The 15,465-nt window shown below is 61.2% G+C and carries 12 protein-coding genes; 6 read left to right on the top strand and 6 right to left on the bottom strand.

Annotation, left to right across the window (positions count from 1 at the left end):
* Positions 1-345: 345 nt before the first annotated feature.
* Positions 346-984: an NAD(P)-dependent oxidoreductase gene (locus OKB87_RS20675; RefSeq protein WP_270828413.1), complete on the bottom strand. Its 639-nt coding sequence runs from the start codon at positions 982-984 to the stop codon at positions 346-348.
* Between the two features lie 101 nt (positions 985-1,085).
* Between OKB87_RS20675 and OKB87_RS20670 the strand changes: the two genes are divergently transcribed.
* Positions 1,086-1,991 carry a LysR family transcriptional regulator gene (locus tag OKB87_RS20670; RefSeq protein WP_011705820.1) on the top strand — a complete coding sequence of 302 codons (906 nt, stop codon included), beginning with the start codon at positions 1,086-1,088 and terminating at the stop codon, positions 1,989-1,991.
* Positions 1,992-2,106: 115 nt separating this feature from the next.
* Here OKB87_RS20670 and OKB87_RS20665 read toward each other — a convergent pair whose 3' ends face one another.
* Positions 2,107-2,847: an SDR family oxidoreductase gene (locus OKB87_RS20665; RefSeq protein ID WP_011705821.1), complete on the bottom strand. Its 741-nt coding sequence runs from the start codon at positions 2,845-2,847 to the stop codon at positions 2,107-2,109.
* A 188-nt stretch (positions 2,848-3,035) separates the two neighbouring features.
* Here OKB87_RS20665 and OKB87_RS20660 point away from each other — a divergent pair, with 188 nt between their 5' ends.
* The 3 genes from OKB87_RS20660 (at position 3,036) to OKB87_RS20650 (ending at position 7,256) form a co-directional block, all read left to right on the top strand.
* Positions 3,036-4,013 carry an AraC family transcriptional regulator gene (locus tag OKB87_RS20660; RefSeq protein ID WP_270828412.1) on the top strand — a complete coding sequence of 326 codons (978 nt, stop codon included), beginning with the start codon at positions 3,036-3,038 and terminating at the stop codon, positions 4,011-4,013.
* A 253-nt stretch (positions 4,014-4,266) separates the two neighbouring features.
* Complete coding sequence (locus tag OKB87_RS20655; RefSeq protein ID WP_270828411.1) at positions 4,267-6,411, top strand: TonB-dependent siderophore receptor; 2,145 nt, start codon at positions 4,267-4,269, stop codon at positions 6,409-6,411.
* 38 nt (positions 6,412-6,449) lie between these two features.
* Positions 6,450-7,256 carry a siderophore ferric iron reductase gene (locus OKB87_RS20650; RefSeq protein ID WP_270828410.1) on the top strand — a complete coding sequence of 269 codons (807 nt, stop codon included), beginning with the start codon at positions 6,450-6,452 and terminating at the stop codon, positions 7,254-7,256.
* A 151-nt stretch (positions 7,257-7,407) separates the two neighbouring features.
* Here OKB87_RS20650 and OKB87_RS20645 read toward each other — a convergent pair whose 3' ends face one another.
* Entirely contained in the window at positions 7,408-8,328 is a 921-nt protein-coding gene (locus OKB87_RS20645; RefSeq protein WP_270828409.1) for a LysR substrate-binding domain-containing protein, read from the bottom strand.
* A gap of 182 nt (positions 8,329-8,510) precedes the next feature.
* On the opposite strand from OKB87_RS20645, the gene metE reads away from it, so the two are divergent.
* Positions 8,511-10,775 carry a 5-methyltetrahydropteroyltriglutamate--homocysteine S-methyltransferase gene (gene metE / locus OKB87_RS20640; protein WP_270828408.1) on the top strand — a complete coding sequence of 755 codons (2,265 nt, stop codon included), beginning with the start codon at positions 8,511-8,513 and terminating at the stop codon, positions 10,773-10,775.
* Positions 10,776-10,861: 86 nt separating this feature from the next.
* Here the strand turns inward: metE and OKB87_RS20635 are convergent, their stop codons facing one another.
* A complete protein-coding gene (locus OKB87_RS20635; RefSeq protein ID WP_270828407.1) occupies positions 10,862-11,983 on the bottom strand; it encodes a glycosyltransferase family 9 protein in 1,122 nt (373 codons plus the stop codon).
* A gap of 285 nt (positions 11,984-12,268) precedes the next feature.
* On the opposite strand from OKB87_RS20635, the gene OKB87_RS20630 reads away from it, so the two are divergent.
* Complete coding sequence (locus OKB87_RS20630; RefSeq protein ID WP_270828406.1) at positions 12,269-13,396, top strand: HPP family protein; 1,128 nt, start codon at positions 12,269-12,271, stop codon at positions 13,394-13,396.
* A 384-nt stretch (positions 13,397-13,780) separates the two neighbouring features.
* Here OKB87_RS20630 and OKB87_RS20625 read toward each other — a convergent pair whose 3' ends face one another.
* Positions 13,781-14,782 (bottom strand): hypothetical protein, encoded by a 1,002-nt coding sequence (locus tag OKB87_RS20625; protein WP_270828405.1) that lies wholly within the window; start codon positions 14,780-14,782, stop codon positions 13,781-13,783.
* A 32-nt stretch (positions 14,783-14,814) separates the two neighbouring features.
* The gene (locus OKB87_RS20620; RefSeq protein WP_270828404.1) at positions 14,815-15,441 is read right to left on the bottom strand and encodes a hypothetical protein; all 627 of its coding nucleotides are present in this window, start codon (positions 15,439-15,441) and stop codon (positions 14,815-14,817) included.
* Positions 15,442-15,465 lie beyond the last annotated feature (24 nt).

Genomic DNA, 15,465 nt, shown 5'->3' with positions numbered 1-15,465 from the left:
GATTGAGGGAGATGCTACTGTTCGGAGTTATAAGACGGAAACAACAAATTATTCTTAGTTATATACAAAAATCGAAATAGAATTCGCCACCCATCCGGGTGGCTGCCGATTGAGCGGCGATAATGGCAATATAGCGGCGCACTTGGCACCCATGTTGGCCTGACCCGATATGTGCCGGCTTGAGCGCAATGTGAGCGCGATTTGAGCCCAAAAGAGGCGATCATCGCTGGCAGCACAGAGATGCGCAAAATGTAGAGATGCCCAAATACAGAGATGCAAAAAGGGAGGCTGATGCCTCCCTTTGTGTAACGGGCGCTGCGGCCCGGTGTGGTGCCTGGCTCAGGCTCAGTAACCCAGGGTGAAGCGCTGGCGCAGGTGGGCCGGTTTTTCCGCTTCGTTGAGCACGCCGTCGGCCAGATCGCCGACCGTGATCCCGGCCGGTTGTTCACCGCTGAACAGCACCTGATCGGCACCGAGCCGGTAGCCGCCGCGCTTCTCGCCGGGTTCCAGGAACACGGGCGGGGAGACGAAACGCCAGTCGAGGGTGGTTTCACGGCGCAGGGCAGTGAGGCCGTCGCGGGCGGCCAGGGCCCCCTGTTTCCACTCGGCCGGGAATTCCGGGGTATCCACCAGTTGCACGCCGGGGGCAATTTCCAGACTGCCGGCACCGCCGACCACCAGCAGCCAGCTGTTGGCCGCGACGGCGGCGGCCACGATGGCGCTGGCCCCCTTGAGGTACTGGTCGTAGATGTCCGGGGCGGTCCAGCCCGGGTTGTAGGCGCTGATCACCCGATCGTGCCCCTTGAGCACCTTGGCCAGCGCCTGGCTGTCCTGGGCATCCACCGCCACGGCGGTGACCTGCGGGTGGGCGGCGACCTTGCTCACGTCACGCACGATGGCGGTGATGTGATGGCCGCGGCTGACGGCTTCGTTGAGGATGGCTGTACCGACAAAACCGCTGGCACCGATCAGGGCAATTTTCATGGGAGATTCTCCTTCACTGTTGGAATGGGGCTATCCTACGCCCCCGAATGTGATTTAATAATCCGTTGTAAATTGCATTCACTTATAAGCTGGATTTAATAATGGAACAGCTCAAGCGTTACGCCATCTTCGCCGCCGTGGTCGAGGCGGGCAGTATGACCGGCGCCGCCAAGGCCCTCGGCATGACACCCTCCGCCGTCAGTCAGCATATCAGCCAGCTGGAGAGCCTGCTCGGCCTCACCCTGCTGCACCGCTCCACCCGCCGCCTCAACCTGACCGAGGCGGGGGAGGTGGTGTGGCAAGGGTGCCAGTCCCTGCAGCAGACCCTCAACCAGACCGAGCTGCGCCTCTCGGAGGTGCGTGACAGCCTGCTCGGTGAAGTTCGGATCACAGCCCCGGTGGGGATGGCCGGCCAGCCGCTGGCGCGGGCGCTCTCGCCGCTGCTGCAGGCCCACCCCGGCCTGTGCATCCAGATCATCGCCGACGACGAGAAGCGGGATCTCATTGCCGAGCGCATCGACGTGGCGCTGCGGGTCGGCACGCTCTCGGACTCCACCCTGGTGGCGCGCAAGCTGGGCCAGACCCGGATGTTGCTGTGCGCCTCGCCCGCCTATCTGGCGCGCAAGGGCACCCCGCGCAGCCCGGAGGCGCTGCTGGATCACGACTGGCTGGCCGCCGATATGCTGAGCGGCGGCCTGACCTTCTTCGACGAGAAGGGGCAGGGGCACAGGGTCAAGCCCAAGCCGCGGGTGGTCTGCAACAACGTGCTGCCGCTGCGCCAGTTCACTCTGGCGGGGCAGGGGGTGTCGCTGCAGCCGGAGGGGGAGATCGCCGACGATCTCGCCTCGGGCCGCCTGCTGGAATTGCTGCCGGGCTTTCGGGTGCCACCCATGGAGATCCACGCCATCACCCCGCAGCGGGAGATCCCGGAGAAGGTGCGCCGGGTGATCGCCGCCCTGCGCAGCCACTTCGCCGAGCCGGTGGGGGCTGCGGCGACACGTCCGTAGTCCGGGCAAGGAAGAAGGCCGTTCCGGTTGGCCGGAGCAAAACAAGGATCAAACAAAGAGGGCAGCCCGCGGGCTGCCCTCTGTCGATGCAATGCCGGTGAGACCAGGCCCGGCCTCACTTCATGTAGAGGCCGCCGTTGATGGCCAGGGTCTCGCCGGTGATATAGGCACCCGCCTCGCTGGCAAGAAACACCACGGCGGCGGCGATCTCTTCCGGCTTGGCCAGCCGGCGCATGGGGATGTCGGCCTTGATGCTGTCGAGGATGTCGGTGCGGATTGCCTCTACCATGGGGGTGGCGGTATAACCGGGGGCGATGGCGTTGACCGTCACCCCGAAGCGGGCTCCTTCCGCCGCCAGCGCCTTGGTGAAGCCCAGCATACCCGCCTTGGCGGCCGAGTAGTTGACCTGGCCGAACTGCCCCTTCTGGCCATTGACCGAGGAGATGTTGATGATGCGGGCATCGCGCTGCTCGCACATGGCGTCGAACAGCGGCTGGGTCACGTTGTAGAGGCTGCACAGGTTGGTGTGGATCACCTCGAACCACTGCTCCGGGGTCATCCGCTTGAAGGCCCCGTCCCGGGTGATGCCGGCATTGTTGACCAGCACGTCCACCCGCCCTTCATCCTGCAGCAATCGGCCCAGGGTGTCGCGGCACATGGCGGTGTCGGCCACGTCCAGCGCCAGCAGCCGCACCTGATCCGGCCGAAAACCCTGCTCCCCGTACCAGTCGTGCGCCGCCGCCCCGTTGGGGCTGGAGTGGGTGGCGATGATGCGATACCCCTGGGCCAGCAAGGCGGTGGTGATGGCGGATCCGATGCCGCCACGGGCTCCGGTGATCAAGGCAACTTTCTTCATCTTGGCTCTCCCTGCATAAAAGATTCGAACGAGGACTTTATGGGCTTTTTGAGGTAATTGATATATTTGTTTTCAAACAATCTGACAGGCAAACGCGTCACTTTTGTGACAGTCTGCCAAGCTGGCTTGACGCGCTGGCCTAGCCTAAGGGGTGGGCAAGGGGCCGAGGTGAGCGCAGCGGCCAGCGCTTGCCGCCAAGGTCGCGGCCATGTTTAATGGGGCCCTTGCGCGCAGCGCCTTGCCGACAGCCCAGATCCGATCTCGTCATGACCATCTTGTCCACCATTCCGGGCGCCGTGCCCCAGCCGCACAGCCAGCTGACCCGCATCGAGCGGGTGCTCGACTACATCCACGCCAATCTGGATCAGCCGCTGGCACTGGCCGAGCTGGCGGAGCAGAGCTGCTGGTCGCGCTGGCAGCTGCAGCGTGTGTTCCTTCATGAGACGGGGCTGACGGTGGCCCACTATGTGCGCGAGCTCAAGCTGAGCCAGGCGGCAGAGGCGCTGCTCTCTGGTCGCCAGCGGGTGCTGGATCTGGCGCTCTGTTACGGTTTTGGCTCCGAGGTGAGCTTCAGCCGCGCCTTCAAGCAGCAGTTCGGCTGCTCGCCGCTGGCCTATCGCAAGCGGGGCCTGCGGCTGGGGCTGCGTACCCCCCTGGTGCGGGCTACCCTGCCGCAACCCATGCCTGCCAGGCTGGTACAGGTGCGGATCGAGAGCCAGCCGGGCTTTATCCTGCAGGGAGTGAAGGGGCAGATCCGCGGGCTGTTTGCCGCTGCCCCCGACTTTCAGCAGACGGTGCCCGCCATCTGGCGCGCCCTGCGCACGGCGGGCGGTTTGCCATCCGGGCAGGAGCGGGTGGGGGTGGTGGATGTTTCTGGCGCTGGCGAGTCGCTTCCTTACTGGGCGGGCTGCATGATGGAGGAGGGGGCCAGTTTACCTGCCGGTCTGGCGCACCTCCCGGTGCCGGCCCAGACCTACGCGGTGCTCAGCCACGTGGGCCCGGTCAGCCAGCTGGGGCAGACCCTCAACTGGTTTATCCTGCACTGGCTGCCGAGCTCCGGTTATCGCGGCGTGGACGGTTTCGAGCTGGAGCGTTACGCCCCCGATTTTGACGGCAACCAGCCGGATGCCCGCATGGAGTACTGGCTGCCCGTCGCCCCTCTCTGACAGGGCTATTCCCTTGCCCGGCGGATGCCGGGCGCTGCTATCCCTCTTTCCTTTTTGTTGCGCCAGGCTTTGCTATCCATTCGACATCGCCTGCGTCGCTGCCGTCAGTTGAGGTTGCCGGATGGGGCCAAATTGGCCGAGTTTTCTCCCTCTTTCGCGCCAACATGCCCCAAATTGTTAATTCAAGGGCAAAATGACCCAATAAAATGCAAATGAGATTTGTTACTATTCACTCATTGCATTCGAGGATCAGATGTACGCCACTCACCCCCCTTTGACCCTGGTCGCCGCGACTATCTCCGCCCTGTTGGCAGGCCCTGTGCAGGCAGCCGCCACCGAGCGCCCGACACAGACCCGGGCAGACGAGACCCTGACCGTGTTCGGCGAGACCTATCGCAACACCGCGACCAAGACCCGGCTCGACCCCCTGGAGACGCCCCAGGCCATTTCGGTGGTGGAGGGTGACACCCTGGAACAGCGCGGCGTCAGCTCGGTGAGCGAGGCGCTGCGCTACGTGCCTGGCGTCAACACCGAACTGCGGGGCGGAGCGGTCAACCGGCTGGATCTGTTCAACATCCGCGGCTTTGACAACTACCAGAACTTCTACGACGGCCTGCTGCTGCAGTACAACGACTGGAACCTGCAGCCCCAGATCGATCCGGTGGCCATCGAGCAGCTGGAAGTGTTCAAGGGGCCCACCTCCGTGCTCTACGGCAGCATGCCCCCCGGCGGCATGGTCAACCTCATCGCCAAGCGCCCCCAGCGGGAGAGCAGGCACAGCGTCAGCGTGGCGAGCGGGACGGGCACCCTCAAGGAGCTGACCCTCGACAGCACCGGCGCCCTCAACGATCAGTTTGCCTATCGGCTGGTGGGGCTGGCCCGCCAGAAAGAGGGTCAGGCGGTGACCTCAGAGGAGGAGCGCTACGTGCTGGCGCCCTCTCTCGACTGGCAGTTGAGTGACCGCACCCTGCTAAACCTCAACCTCTATTACCAGAAAGACCCGCAAGCCGGCATCTACACCACGGTGCCGGCCAGCGGCTCGGTCAAATCCAACCCGCTGGGCCAGCTGGGCAGCGATACCTTCCTTGGCGATGAAAACTGGAACCACTACAGCCGGGAGGTGACCCTGCTCGGCTACAAGCTGAGCCACGACTTCAACACCAACTGGCAGCTGCTGCAAAATGCCCGCTACATGGATGCCTCGGCCAATCAGCAGAACACCTACAACGCGGCGCTGGCGGCCGATAACCGCACCCTGGCCCGCAACGCCTACCTGACCGATGAAGAGTCTCGTGGCTTTGTCATCGACAACCAGCTGGCTGGCAAGGTGCAGACCGGCAAGGCCCAGCACAACCTGCTAATCGGGGTCGATTACCAGTATCTGGATGCACGCATTCTCTACCGGGATACCCTCGACTATTCCGCTCCCTCTATCGACATCTTCAACCCGAACCACAGCCAGATAGTGCCGGCAGACCTGGCCTTCAACTATCAGGACAACCGCACCATCCGCCAGTATCAGAGTGGCCTCTACCTGCAGGATCAGGTACGCCTCGATCGGTTGGTGGCCATCGGCGGTGCCCGCTACGACCGCTACCGGATGGACACCGACAGCCGGACCCTCTATCAGGGGGCGGCGAGCAACACCCTGGCCCAGATTGATCAGGACAACCTCTCGCTGCGCCTCGGCGCCCTCTACGAGCTGGATCACGGTCTCTCACCCTATGTGAGCTATGCCGAGAGTTTCGAGCCGGTGGCGGGGGCGGACAAGCAAGGCCAGGCGTTCAAACCGGCTACCGGCCGGCAGTGGGAGGGGGGGCTCAAGTTCCTCTCCGAGGACATGAGCAAGACCTTTACCGCGTCGGTTTTCCACATCACCAAGCAAAATGCCCTGGTGACGGATCCGGACAATGTCTACGGGCCCAAGCTGCAGACCGGCGAGATGGTCTCCAAGGGGGTCGAGCTGGAGGGGCGACTCGATCTCACCAGCCGCTGGGATCTGGCGCTGAGCTATACCCGTCAGGAGATGGAGATCACCCGCGACACCACCAGCCTGCAGGGCAAGACCCCGGTCTGGGTGCCGAAACAAATGGCATCGCTGTGGAGCAACTACCTGCCGGCCGGCCCGCTGGAAGGGGCGCGCCTGGGGGCCGGCCTGCGCTACGTGGGGGAGGCCCAGCTTGATGCCGCCAACACCGACACCGTGCCGGATTACCTGCTGATGGACATGGCTGCCTCCTACGATCTGGCCCAGCTCAGCCAGCGTCTGCAAGGGGTGGAGGTGTCACTCAGCGCCAGCAACCTGTTCAACAAAACCTACTACTCCTGCTACGACCAGAACAACTGCTGGTTCGGGGCAGAGCGCAGCGTGGAGGCGCGACTCAAATACGTATTCTGACCCTGCGTCCCGGGCCGCGCCCGGGACTCTCTCACCCCATGAGCGGCGCTGGCCGCCGTGCCCGCAGCCCGGGGGCGCGGCGCGAGCCGGATCTGCAGGCGCTGGCGGATCACGGCGCCCTGTTTGCGGCCGCCGCCGGGCTTATCCCGTCCCTCAAGGGGCGGCTGGTGGCTGCCGGCGAGAGCGCGGCGCTGTTGACGGCAACCAAGCAGGCCACGCCGGCCGAGGTGGCGGCCGCGCTGCACGAGCATTGGCGGCTGGCCCATCCGGAGACGGGCCCCGCCTACTGGCTCACCCGCAGCTGGGGCATGCTCTGCTGGCAATCCATCTATCTGGCCATGGTGGCCGTCTATCGGCTGCGGGCCGTGCCGGCGCTGGAGAGGCTGGGGCAGGGCTATCAGGATGGGCTGATATCGGGCTTTACCCTGCCGGCCTCGCCCATGATCAAGGGAGAGCTGGAGCGCTTGATCAAGACGGCGGGCGAGCGGCTGCAGGCCCATTGGCAGGCACTGTTCGCAGCGCTCGGGCAGGTGCAGCGGCTGCGGCCCGGCTTCGTGCAGCCGCTCTTGGCGGACGATCTGCTGGCGGCGCTGGTGCGGGTGCCCGCGTTCTTTGACGAGGTAAGCCCCGCCGAGGTGGCGGCCCATGCGCCGCACTGGCTTGCCGCCTGCGGCCTGCCGGCCGAGCATCTGGCGGGCTGGCAGCCGGCGCCCTGGCCGCCAGCGGCCGGCTTGGTCGGTTATGTGCGCCAGCGCTGCTGCCTGCACTACAAGCGCCGCGATGGCGAGCTCTGCGCCAACTGTCCGCGGCGGCAGGGGGCGGCGAGCTGTGAAGAGGGGGCTTGAACAGAGAAGCCCTGCGTGATGACAAGCCGCCCTCAGGCGGCTTTTTACTGCGCCTTTACGTCATCTATCTTGATACGAATCCGCTCGAACAGGCCCTGCTGTCTGCAGCTACAGCTGATCCTGGTCGGCACAGCGTCCTTGCTTCTGCAGATTACTGTGCCTTCACGTCGCCCATCTTGCTGCGAATGCGCTCAAACAGGCTCTGCAGGCAGGCTTGATCCCGATCAGCGGCCCGCACCGCGCCGTACATATGACGGCGGACTCCGACCCCCAGCGGCCTGGCTTCGAGCAAGCCCTGGCGCACGAACTCCTCGCAGGCCCAGCGCGGCAGGGCGGCGACGCCCAGGCCGGCGGCGGCCATCTGCAGCATCACGGAGGTGTTGTCCACCGGCTTGCAGCGGGCGGGCTCGATGCCGGCCGGCTGCAAGAAGCGGCTGAACACGTCCATCCGCGCCCGCTCCACCGGGTAGACCAGCAGCACCTCGGGGCGCAGATCCTCAGGCTTGATGGTCTGCTGGCCACAGAGGGGGTGATCCGGCGCCATCACTAGCACCAGCTCGAAGGCGAACAGCGGCTCGAAGTGGAGATCGCCGCGCGCCTGCACGTCCGAGGTGAGCAGCAAGTCGAGCTGGCCGCCGAGCAGGGCGCTGATGGCATCAAAGCCCGGCACCGACTCCACCTCCAGATCCACCCCCGGCCACTGGCGGCGAAAAGCGGGCAACAGCGGCAGCAGCCACTGGATACAGCTGTGGCAATCGAGCGCCAGGTGAAGGCGACCCGCCTCGCCGCTGTGCAGGGCCTGCAGCTGTTTCTCGGTCTGCGCCAGCGCCGGCAGCACCTGGCGGGCCAGCCCCAGCAGCTGGTTGCCGGCCGCAGTCAGCACCAGCGGCCGGCTCTTGCGCAGATAGAGCTCCAGATTGAGGCGGGTCTCCAGCTCCTTGAGCTGGTGGGAGAGGGCGGACTGGGTGAGGTTGAGGGTCAGCGCAGCACCGGCCAGCGAGCCCTGCTCGGCCAGCGCGCTCACCGTCTTCAGGTGCTTGATGTCGATCCCCGGGTTGCTTGACACCGCCATGGTATCCCTCCTTGTTGTGCCTGGGCGGCGGCTTGTTGCGCGCCTTGAGAATTTCTTGAGAGCCAGTTGAAAAGGATTCAATAGCCAACGCCACCTTATCTTGTCATTTTGGATGTGTAAACATCTGGATGGCTAAATCATCCAGTTCACCATCAGATGAATGAGCATAAGGAATGGAACCTATGACCTGCGCACACACCCTGGGCTTTCCCCGTATCGGCGCCAAGCGCGAGCTGAAATTTGCCCTCGAATCCTACTGGCGCGGCGAAACCAGCCAGGCCGAACTCATCGCCACCGGCAAGAGCCTGCGTGAGCGTCACTGGCAGGCCCAGCAACAGGCCGGTGTGACCCTGCTGCCGGTGGGTGACTTCGCCTGGTACGATCAGGTGCTCGGCACCAGCCTGCTGGTGGATGCCATCCCCGCCCGCCACCGTCATGGCGACACCGATCTCGATACCCTGTTCCGGGTCGCCCGTGGCCGTGCGCCGACCGGTCCGGCTGCCGCCGCCGCCGAGATGACCAAGTGGTTCAACACCAACTACCACTACCTGGTGCCCGAGTTCAGCCGCGACCAGCGCTTCAAGCTGGGCTGGAGCCAGCTGTTTGACGAAGTGGAAGAGGCCAAGGCGCTGGGGCTGCCGGTCAAGGCGGTGCTGCTGGGGCCGGTCTCCTACCTGTGGCTTGGCAAGGAGAAAGAGAGCGGCTTCTCCCGCCTCGAACTGCTCGACCGCCTGCTCATCGTCTATCAGGAGATCCTGGCGAAACTGGCCGCTCAGGGGGTGGAGTGGGTGCAGATCGACGAGCCGGCGCTGGCGCTGGACCTGCCGGACGAGTGGCGCCTCGCCTATCTCAATGCCTATGAGCGTCTGGCCGGTCCCTGCAAGCTGCTGCTCACCACCTATTTCGGTTCGGTGGCCCATCAGCGCGACATCATCACCAGCCTGAAGGTGGACGGCCTGCACCTGGATCTGGTGGCGGCGCCCGAGCAGCTGGAGACGCTAGTCCCGCACCTGCCGGCCCAGTGGGTCATCTCGGCCGGGGTCATCAACGGTCGCAACGTCTGGCGTGCCAACCTGGCCAAGCTGGTACCGACTCTAAAATCGCTGAAGGATAAGCTTGGCGAGCGGCTCTGGATCGGCTCCTCCTGCTCCTTGCTGCACAGCCCGGTGGACTTGACCCTCGAATTGGAGCTGGATGCCCAGACCCGCAGCTGGTTCGCCTTCGCCCTGCAAAAATGCTACGAGCTGGGGTTGTTGGCTGACCATCTCAATGGCGGGGAGCTGGACAAGATCACTGCCTACAGCCAGCCTATCGTGGATCGGGAGTCCGACAGCCGGGTGCACAAGAAGGCGGTGCAATCACGGCTCGCCAGCCTCACCAACAGCGATTTCGATCGCCACAGCGCCTACCCGGTGCGGGCCGAGGCGCAGCGCTCGGATCTCAAGCTGCCGCTGTTGCCGACCACCACCATCGGCTCCTTCCCACAGACCTCGGAAATTCGGGTGCTGCGCCAGGATTGGCGAGCTGGTCGCATTGACGACAGTGCCTATGAGGCGGGCATTCAGGCCCAGATCAAGGATGCCATCCTGCGCCAGGAGGCCATCGGGCTGGACGTGCTGGTGCACGGCGAAGCCGAGCGCAACGACATGGTGGAGTATTTCGGTGAGCTGCTGGATGGCTTTGCCATCACCCGCTTTGGCTGGGTACAGAGCTATGGCTCGCGCTGCGTCAAGCCGCCGGTGATCACCCGTGACATCGACCGACCCACACCCATGACCCTTGAGTGGGCGAAGTTTGCCCAGAGCCTGACCGACAAGCCGGTCAAGGGCATGCTGACCGGCCCGGTGACCATCCTCTGCTGGTCCTTCCCGCGCGAAGACGTGAGTCGCGAGCAGTCCGCCCTGCAGATTGGCCTGGCCATTCGCGACGAGGTGGCAGATCTCGAAGCCGCTGGCATCAAGATCATCCAGATCGACGAGCCGGCGATCCGTGAAGGCTTGCCCCTGCGCAAACAGGATCACCAGGCTTATCTCGACTGGGCGGTGCGAGCCTTCCGTCTGAGCGCAAGCCCGGTGGCGGACAGCACCCAGATCCACACCCACATGTGTTACAGCGACTTCAACCTCATCATCGAGGCGGTAGCGGCACTGGATGCTGACGTGATCACCATCGAGACCAGCCGCAGCCAGATGCAGCTGCTCGAAGCGTTCGAGCGCTTCAACTACCCCAACGAAATCGGCCCGGGCGTCTACGACATCCACTCGCCGAACGTACCGAGCCAGAGCTGGATTGAAGGCCTGCTGCGCAAGGCGGCCAAGCAGATCCCGGCCGAGCGGCTGTGGGTCAACCCGGATTGCGGCCTCAAGACCCGCGGCTGGGAAGAGACCGAGGCGGCCCTCAAGGTGATGGTCGATGCCACCAAGGCGCTGCGTGCCGAGCTGGCCTGAAGAGCATCAGCAAACAACAAGAGAGTACGGGCATAACGAACGAGGGAAGGCGCAAGCCTTCCCTCTTTTTTGTTGGCTGAAGTTCCTCAGAGGGTGACGACAAAGGCGCCGCTGGCAAGCCCCGGGCTTGGGACGGGCGAGGGGGCACTTGGCAGCTGCTGCGGCTGAGGTTCCCTGGCCAGTGCCTCGGCCAGCCAGTGGTGATCGAGGGGGATGGCATTGCGATCACCGATCACCAGATTGAGGTGTTGGGCGCCGAGGCAGCCGTAGCGGGCGGGATCGGTCTGGGTAAAGAGGCCGAGGCAGGGCACGCCGCTGGCGGCGGCCAGGTGCAGCGGCCCGGTGTCACCGCTGACGAAGAGGGAGAGGCCGCCGGCAAAGCGGGCCAGCTCGCTCAGGCTGGAGAGGGAGACCTGCACGTCCCCGAGCCGGGGCTGGGGATCGGCAGGATCCTCGAGCTGGATCAACAGGGCACTGGGGTAGTGGCGGCGCAGATCCCCGAGCAGTCGTTGCCACTGGGGCAGAGAGAGCCCCTTGCCCTTGCGGGCGCCGGTGAAAAAACCGATGAGCGGCCGCGCCGGGTAGTCATGCCTGAGTGCCACCAGCCGTGGGCTGGCGCTGTGCAGCAAGCTGCCGAGCTCAATCTGATCGGCGAGATGGCCGTGCATGCCGAGCAGTTGCAGCGGCTGGTGGGCGTAATGGCAGTGCTGGTTGGGAGTGAGGGGCTGGGGGAACAGGGCATCGCCCTTGGCATCGTCAAAGCCCAGCTTCTCGCGCGCCTTCACCCAGCCGGCGATCAGGTGATCGGTGCTGGAGGCAAAGGGCACGTAGACCCGATCGTAGTGCTGACGGCGCAGCCGCCACAGCACCGACAGGGAGGCCAGCAGCCGCTTGCCCTGCAGCTTGACCGGATGAATGCGCTGCAACTGCAGATCGGCCAGGAAGGGGAGCAGCTGACCGCCGCTGCACACCAGCTCTATCTCGGCGTGGGGGTGGGCGCTGCGCACCTTCTGCAAAAAGGGCAGCAGAAACAGGTTGTTGCCGATGCGGCAGGTACTGCGAATGACCAGGATCCGCTGGGGAGGCTGGCTGCTTGCCGGCAGGCGGCCTTGACGCGCGAGCCAGGCGAGGGCGGCCCGCTCCAGCCCGGCGGTCCAGCAGCGGCGCTGGCCGTCGAAGCGGCGAAGGGCATCTCTGATGGTGCTCATAAGTAGTGGCTCCGTGCATGAAGATGAGCTCAAGATGACACTGCGATTCTTAAGGACGTGTTAAGAGAAGCGGGAAAGGGGGCCGTCAGCAGCTTTTTTGTAAGAATTTGTTGCTGCATCACAGTTTTGTGACGAGTGCGGGGAGCAGAGGGATGGCGGTGTGACTCCCATGAGGCCGCGCATCACCAAATAAGAGGGGCCTGGCTGCATCTGGCGGTGGTATTGGGCGAGGGGATGCCGTTAAAATTGCGCATTTGAAATAAATGTTATCCGCGCAGGAGCCCCATGCAGTTCAGGGATTTTTTTCCGGTATCCACCAATACCAGTATCAAAGAGAGTTGTTACGGCGCCCTGGGCGCCTTCGTCGGGCTGCTGGGTACCGCCCTCTTGTGTCGGTGGGGGCTGGGGCTTGAGGTCCATTGGCTGATCGCCCCCATGGGGGCCTCCGCCGTGCTGCTGTTTGCCGCGCCCGCCAGCCCGCTGGCCCAGCCCTGGTCCATCGTGGTGGGCAACGGGGTCTCGGCGCTGATGGGGGTGTTGAGTGCCAGCCTGGTGGCGGATCCGGCGCTGGCTGCCGCCCTTGCCGTGATGCTGGCCATCGTCGCCATGTTTCTCACCCGCAGCCTGCATCCACCCGGCGGCGCCGTGGCCTTGACCGCAGTCATCGGCGGCGAGGGGATCCGCCAGCTCGGGGTCGGCTATGTGCTGCTGCCAGTGCTGCTCAATTCGCTCTTGTTGCTGCTACTGGCGCTCTGCTACAACCGGCTGCTGGGGCGCCGTTATCCCAACAGCGGTCAGGCCCAGCCCAATCGCCACCAGACCGCCGATCCCCAGCCGAGCGAGCGGGTGGCGACCCAGGCGGCGGACATCGACTTTGCGCTGGACAAGCACGGTGAGCTGCTCGACATCAGCCGCCAGGATCTGCAGGCGCTGCTGCAGGAGGCCCAGTTGCACGCCCTGCGGGCCAGGGTGGGCACGGTGCGGGTGCAGGACGTGATGTCGCGGGATCTGATCCTGATAGAGGCGCAGCAGCCGGCCATGGCGGCCTGGCAACTGCTCTCCCACCATCAGGTCAAGGCGCTGCCGGTGGTGGACGAGGCCGGCCGGCTGACCGGCATCATCACCCTGCATGACCTGATGATCGACCGGGCGCTGCAACAGCCGCGAGGCGCCGCAGACCTGGCCGAGCTGCGGGTCGCGGACCTGATGACCCGCAACGTGTCGACCGCCCGCCGCTATCAGCCGCTCTACGATCTGGTAGGCGCCTTCTCCGATGGCGGCCTGCACCACATGCCGGTGGTGGATGGCGAGCAGCTGGTGGGGATCCTGACCCAGTCGGACATGGTGGCGGCGCTGTTCAACCTGGCGCTGCACCCGGCGCAGGGTGAAACCGGCGCATCGGTCAGTCCATAAAAAAGGCCCCCGAGGATGCGTTCAAAATATACGTAAGCATTTGAAACAAAAGGACTTCTTTCGTTCTATGTCTACATATAGACCACATTGAGATAAATTCAAAACCCCGCATTGTCGGGGCTTTTCTTATCAGCACAGACCAACAGCTAATGCTACCACGATACGCTTGCCACCTAGCGTGAGTAAATATTATCTTGCCCATTCCACTAGGCCATTGTTTTTTGTCTAGCCCTTTATACGAATAATATGTAAATGTACGTTATAATTTTTATAGTATGCTCTCACTGAAAGTGATAACCGCTTTTAGAAAAAAAGCGCCTGTGATAAATTGGCGCCATCAAATAAATAATTATAAATAACGAAAGCATAAGTGCATGTATTAAATTACATAAACATGGTTCTATCTAGCCCCCAATAATCAATCAAGCAGCCGATTAGCGCTCTAACTTCAATTGATGATTTTGAATGATGTGTGAAATCTTTAGCCATTCCAAGCCGCTCTAGCTCACGAGCAGCTTGAAATATATTTTTACCCACATCCCCCATAGAAAAAAACTTGCTAAGAATATCGCTTGGAATACTATCGAAAGCAAGATCTATATTCTGTTTCACTTGGTTAGAAATTGATGTTCCATTTTCAGCATACTGTTCTACGAGGCTCATAGAAGCATTTATTATTTCATTTTTACCCTTAATACCTCTATCTCCATACTTGAACCCTGAGTTTAAAATACTTTCTTTCTCCTGTTCATCCATAAACGACATTTCTTTATACATGTAGTCAATTGCAATCGCGATGTATGAACAGACGATATATAGTATTCTTAATGTGATCTCATTATGGCTAGATTTAAATAGATGTTGGTTGGCAAAGAAACGGCCATGCTTTAACCATAAATTACAGCTATCGAATGACAATCCTTTTAATAATTGTTTTTTACAATCGACAAGACGACCTTTCCAGTCTCCATCTAACTTAGCAAGTTCATATTCATTTATCATTCCAAGTAATTCTTCTTCTGTAATTCTATTGCTCAGAACAGACTCAGAACGAGAAAGCTTGGACATGAAACTACCATCCAAAACAACTATACCTTGCTCTCTTCCAAAATCTTTCACTTCAACGCGGTAATCAGTGGTTGCAACTATGGCATTTGTTGCCCCAACTGCAAACTGTAGCCCTTTGATCCAAAATATTCGTTCTATTGCCTGCGGAGTTTTTTTATTTTTAATATCAACAATAGTTATCTCACGAGATACTGAAGATGCTCGCCCATAAACCCATAGGTCTATATCGGTAACATCGAAGGATTTATAATCGAAAGGGACGCCTCTTACAACATAGTAACCAGCCTTAATGAAATAACTTCGGAGAAGTTCTTCCATATGCTCTCCCTTTTTAAGTGGCTTGCCACCCTTCATTTTATCCCTCCAGTTCTCAAAGCCATAAGCATATCACTGACTAGTTTAGGACTTGACTGTGTTTGTTTTCTCCGTTCTATAGCGCGGTTTTCTTCTGGCCCTGTAAATTTAGTTACAATTGCAGTTGGCAAAGCAGTTAAGGAATGTTCACTGACATCGCCATTTTTTATTACTTTTAGCGCAAGTATCCCTACTTCACGTTTTAGGAGCTTCATCATGAATCCGGAGCGAGAACCTTTACTCCCATTATATACTTGCACAACATTTTTTAATTCTAAAATTTTATAGTCACTTCCAATAGCATTTACAGGGCCTATGGGCTCACCTCTTATTAAAGTTCCAAGTAAGGCCTCAATCATTCTAATTCTTCCCCTTTCATGACCACTTCTTGTCATTCCGTAGGTTAACGAGCTGACAAATGCTTTTGCTAAATCAAAGGCATCCTCTACCAATGGGCTGTTATACTTTGAGAATGCTGAGGGCTTGGTTATAAACCCTATTGGCTCGGTATTATTGCTCACGACGTTTATATCATACATACCTACAGCTGAGACCTTTACAAATAAGATCTCACCAAACATTTTTTTTGCAACTTCAACAGGGATACATGCCTGTCTTTTCAATAGACTATTGAATTCATCAATTAA

Source organism: Aeromonas sp. Y318-1 (assembly GCF_027706125.1).
In the GTDB taxonomy this organism is placed as follows: Bacteria; Pseudomonadota; Gammaproteobacteria; order Enterobacterales; family Aeromonadaceae; genus Aeromonas; species Aeromonas hydrophila.
Note: the sequence above shows the minus strand (reverse complement) of the source record. Positions and strands in the feature narration are given on the sequence as shown.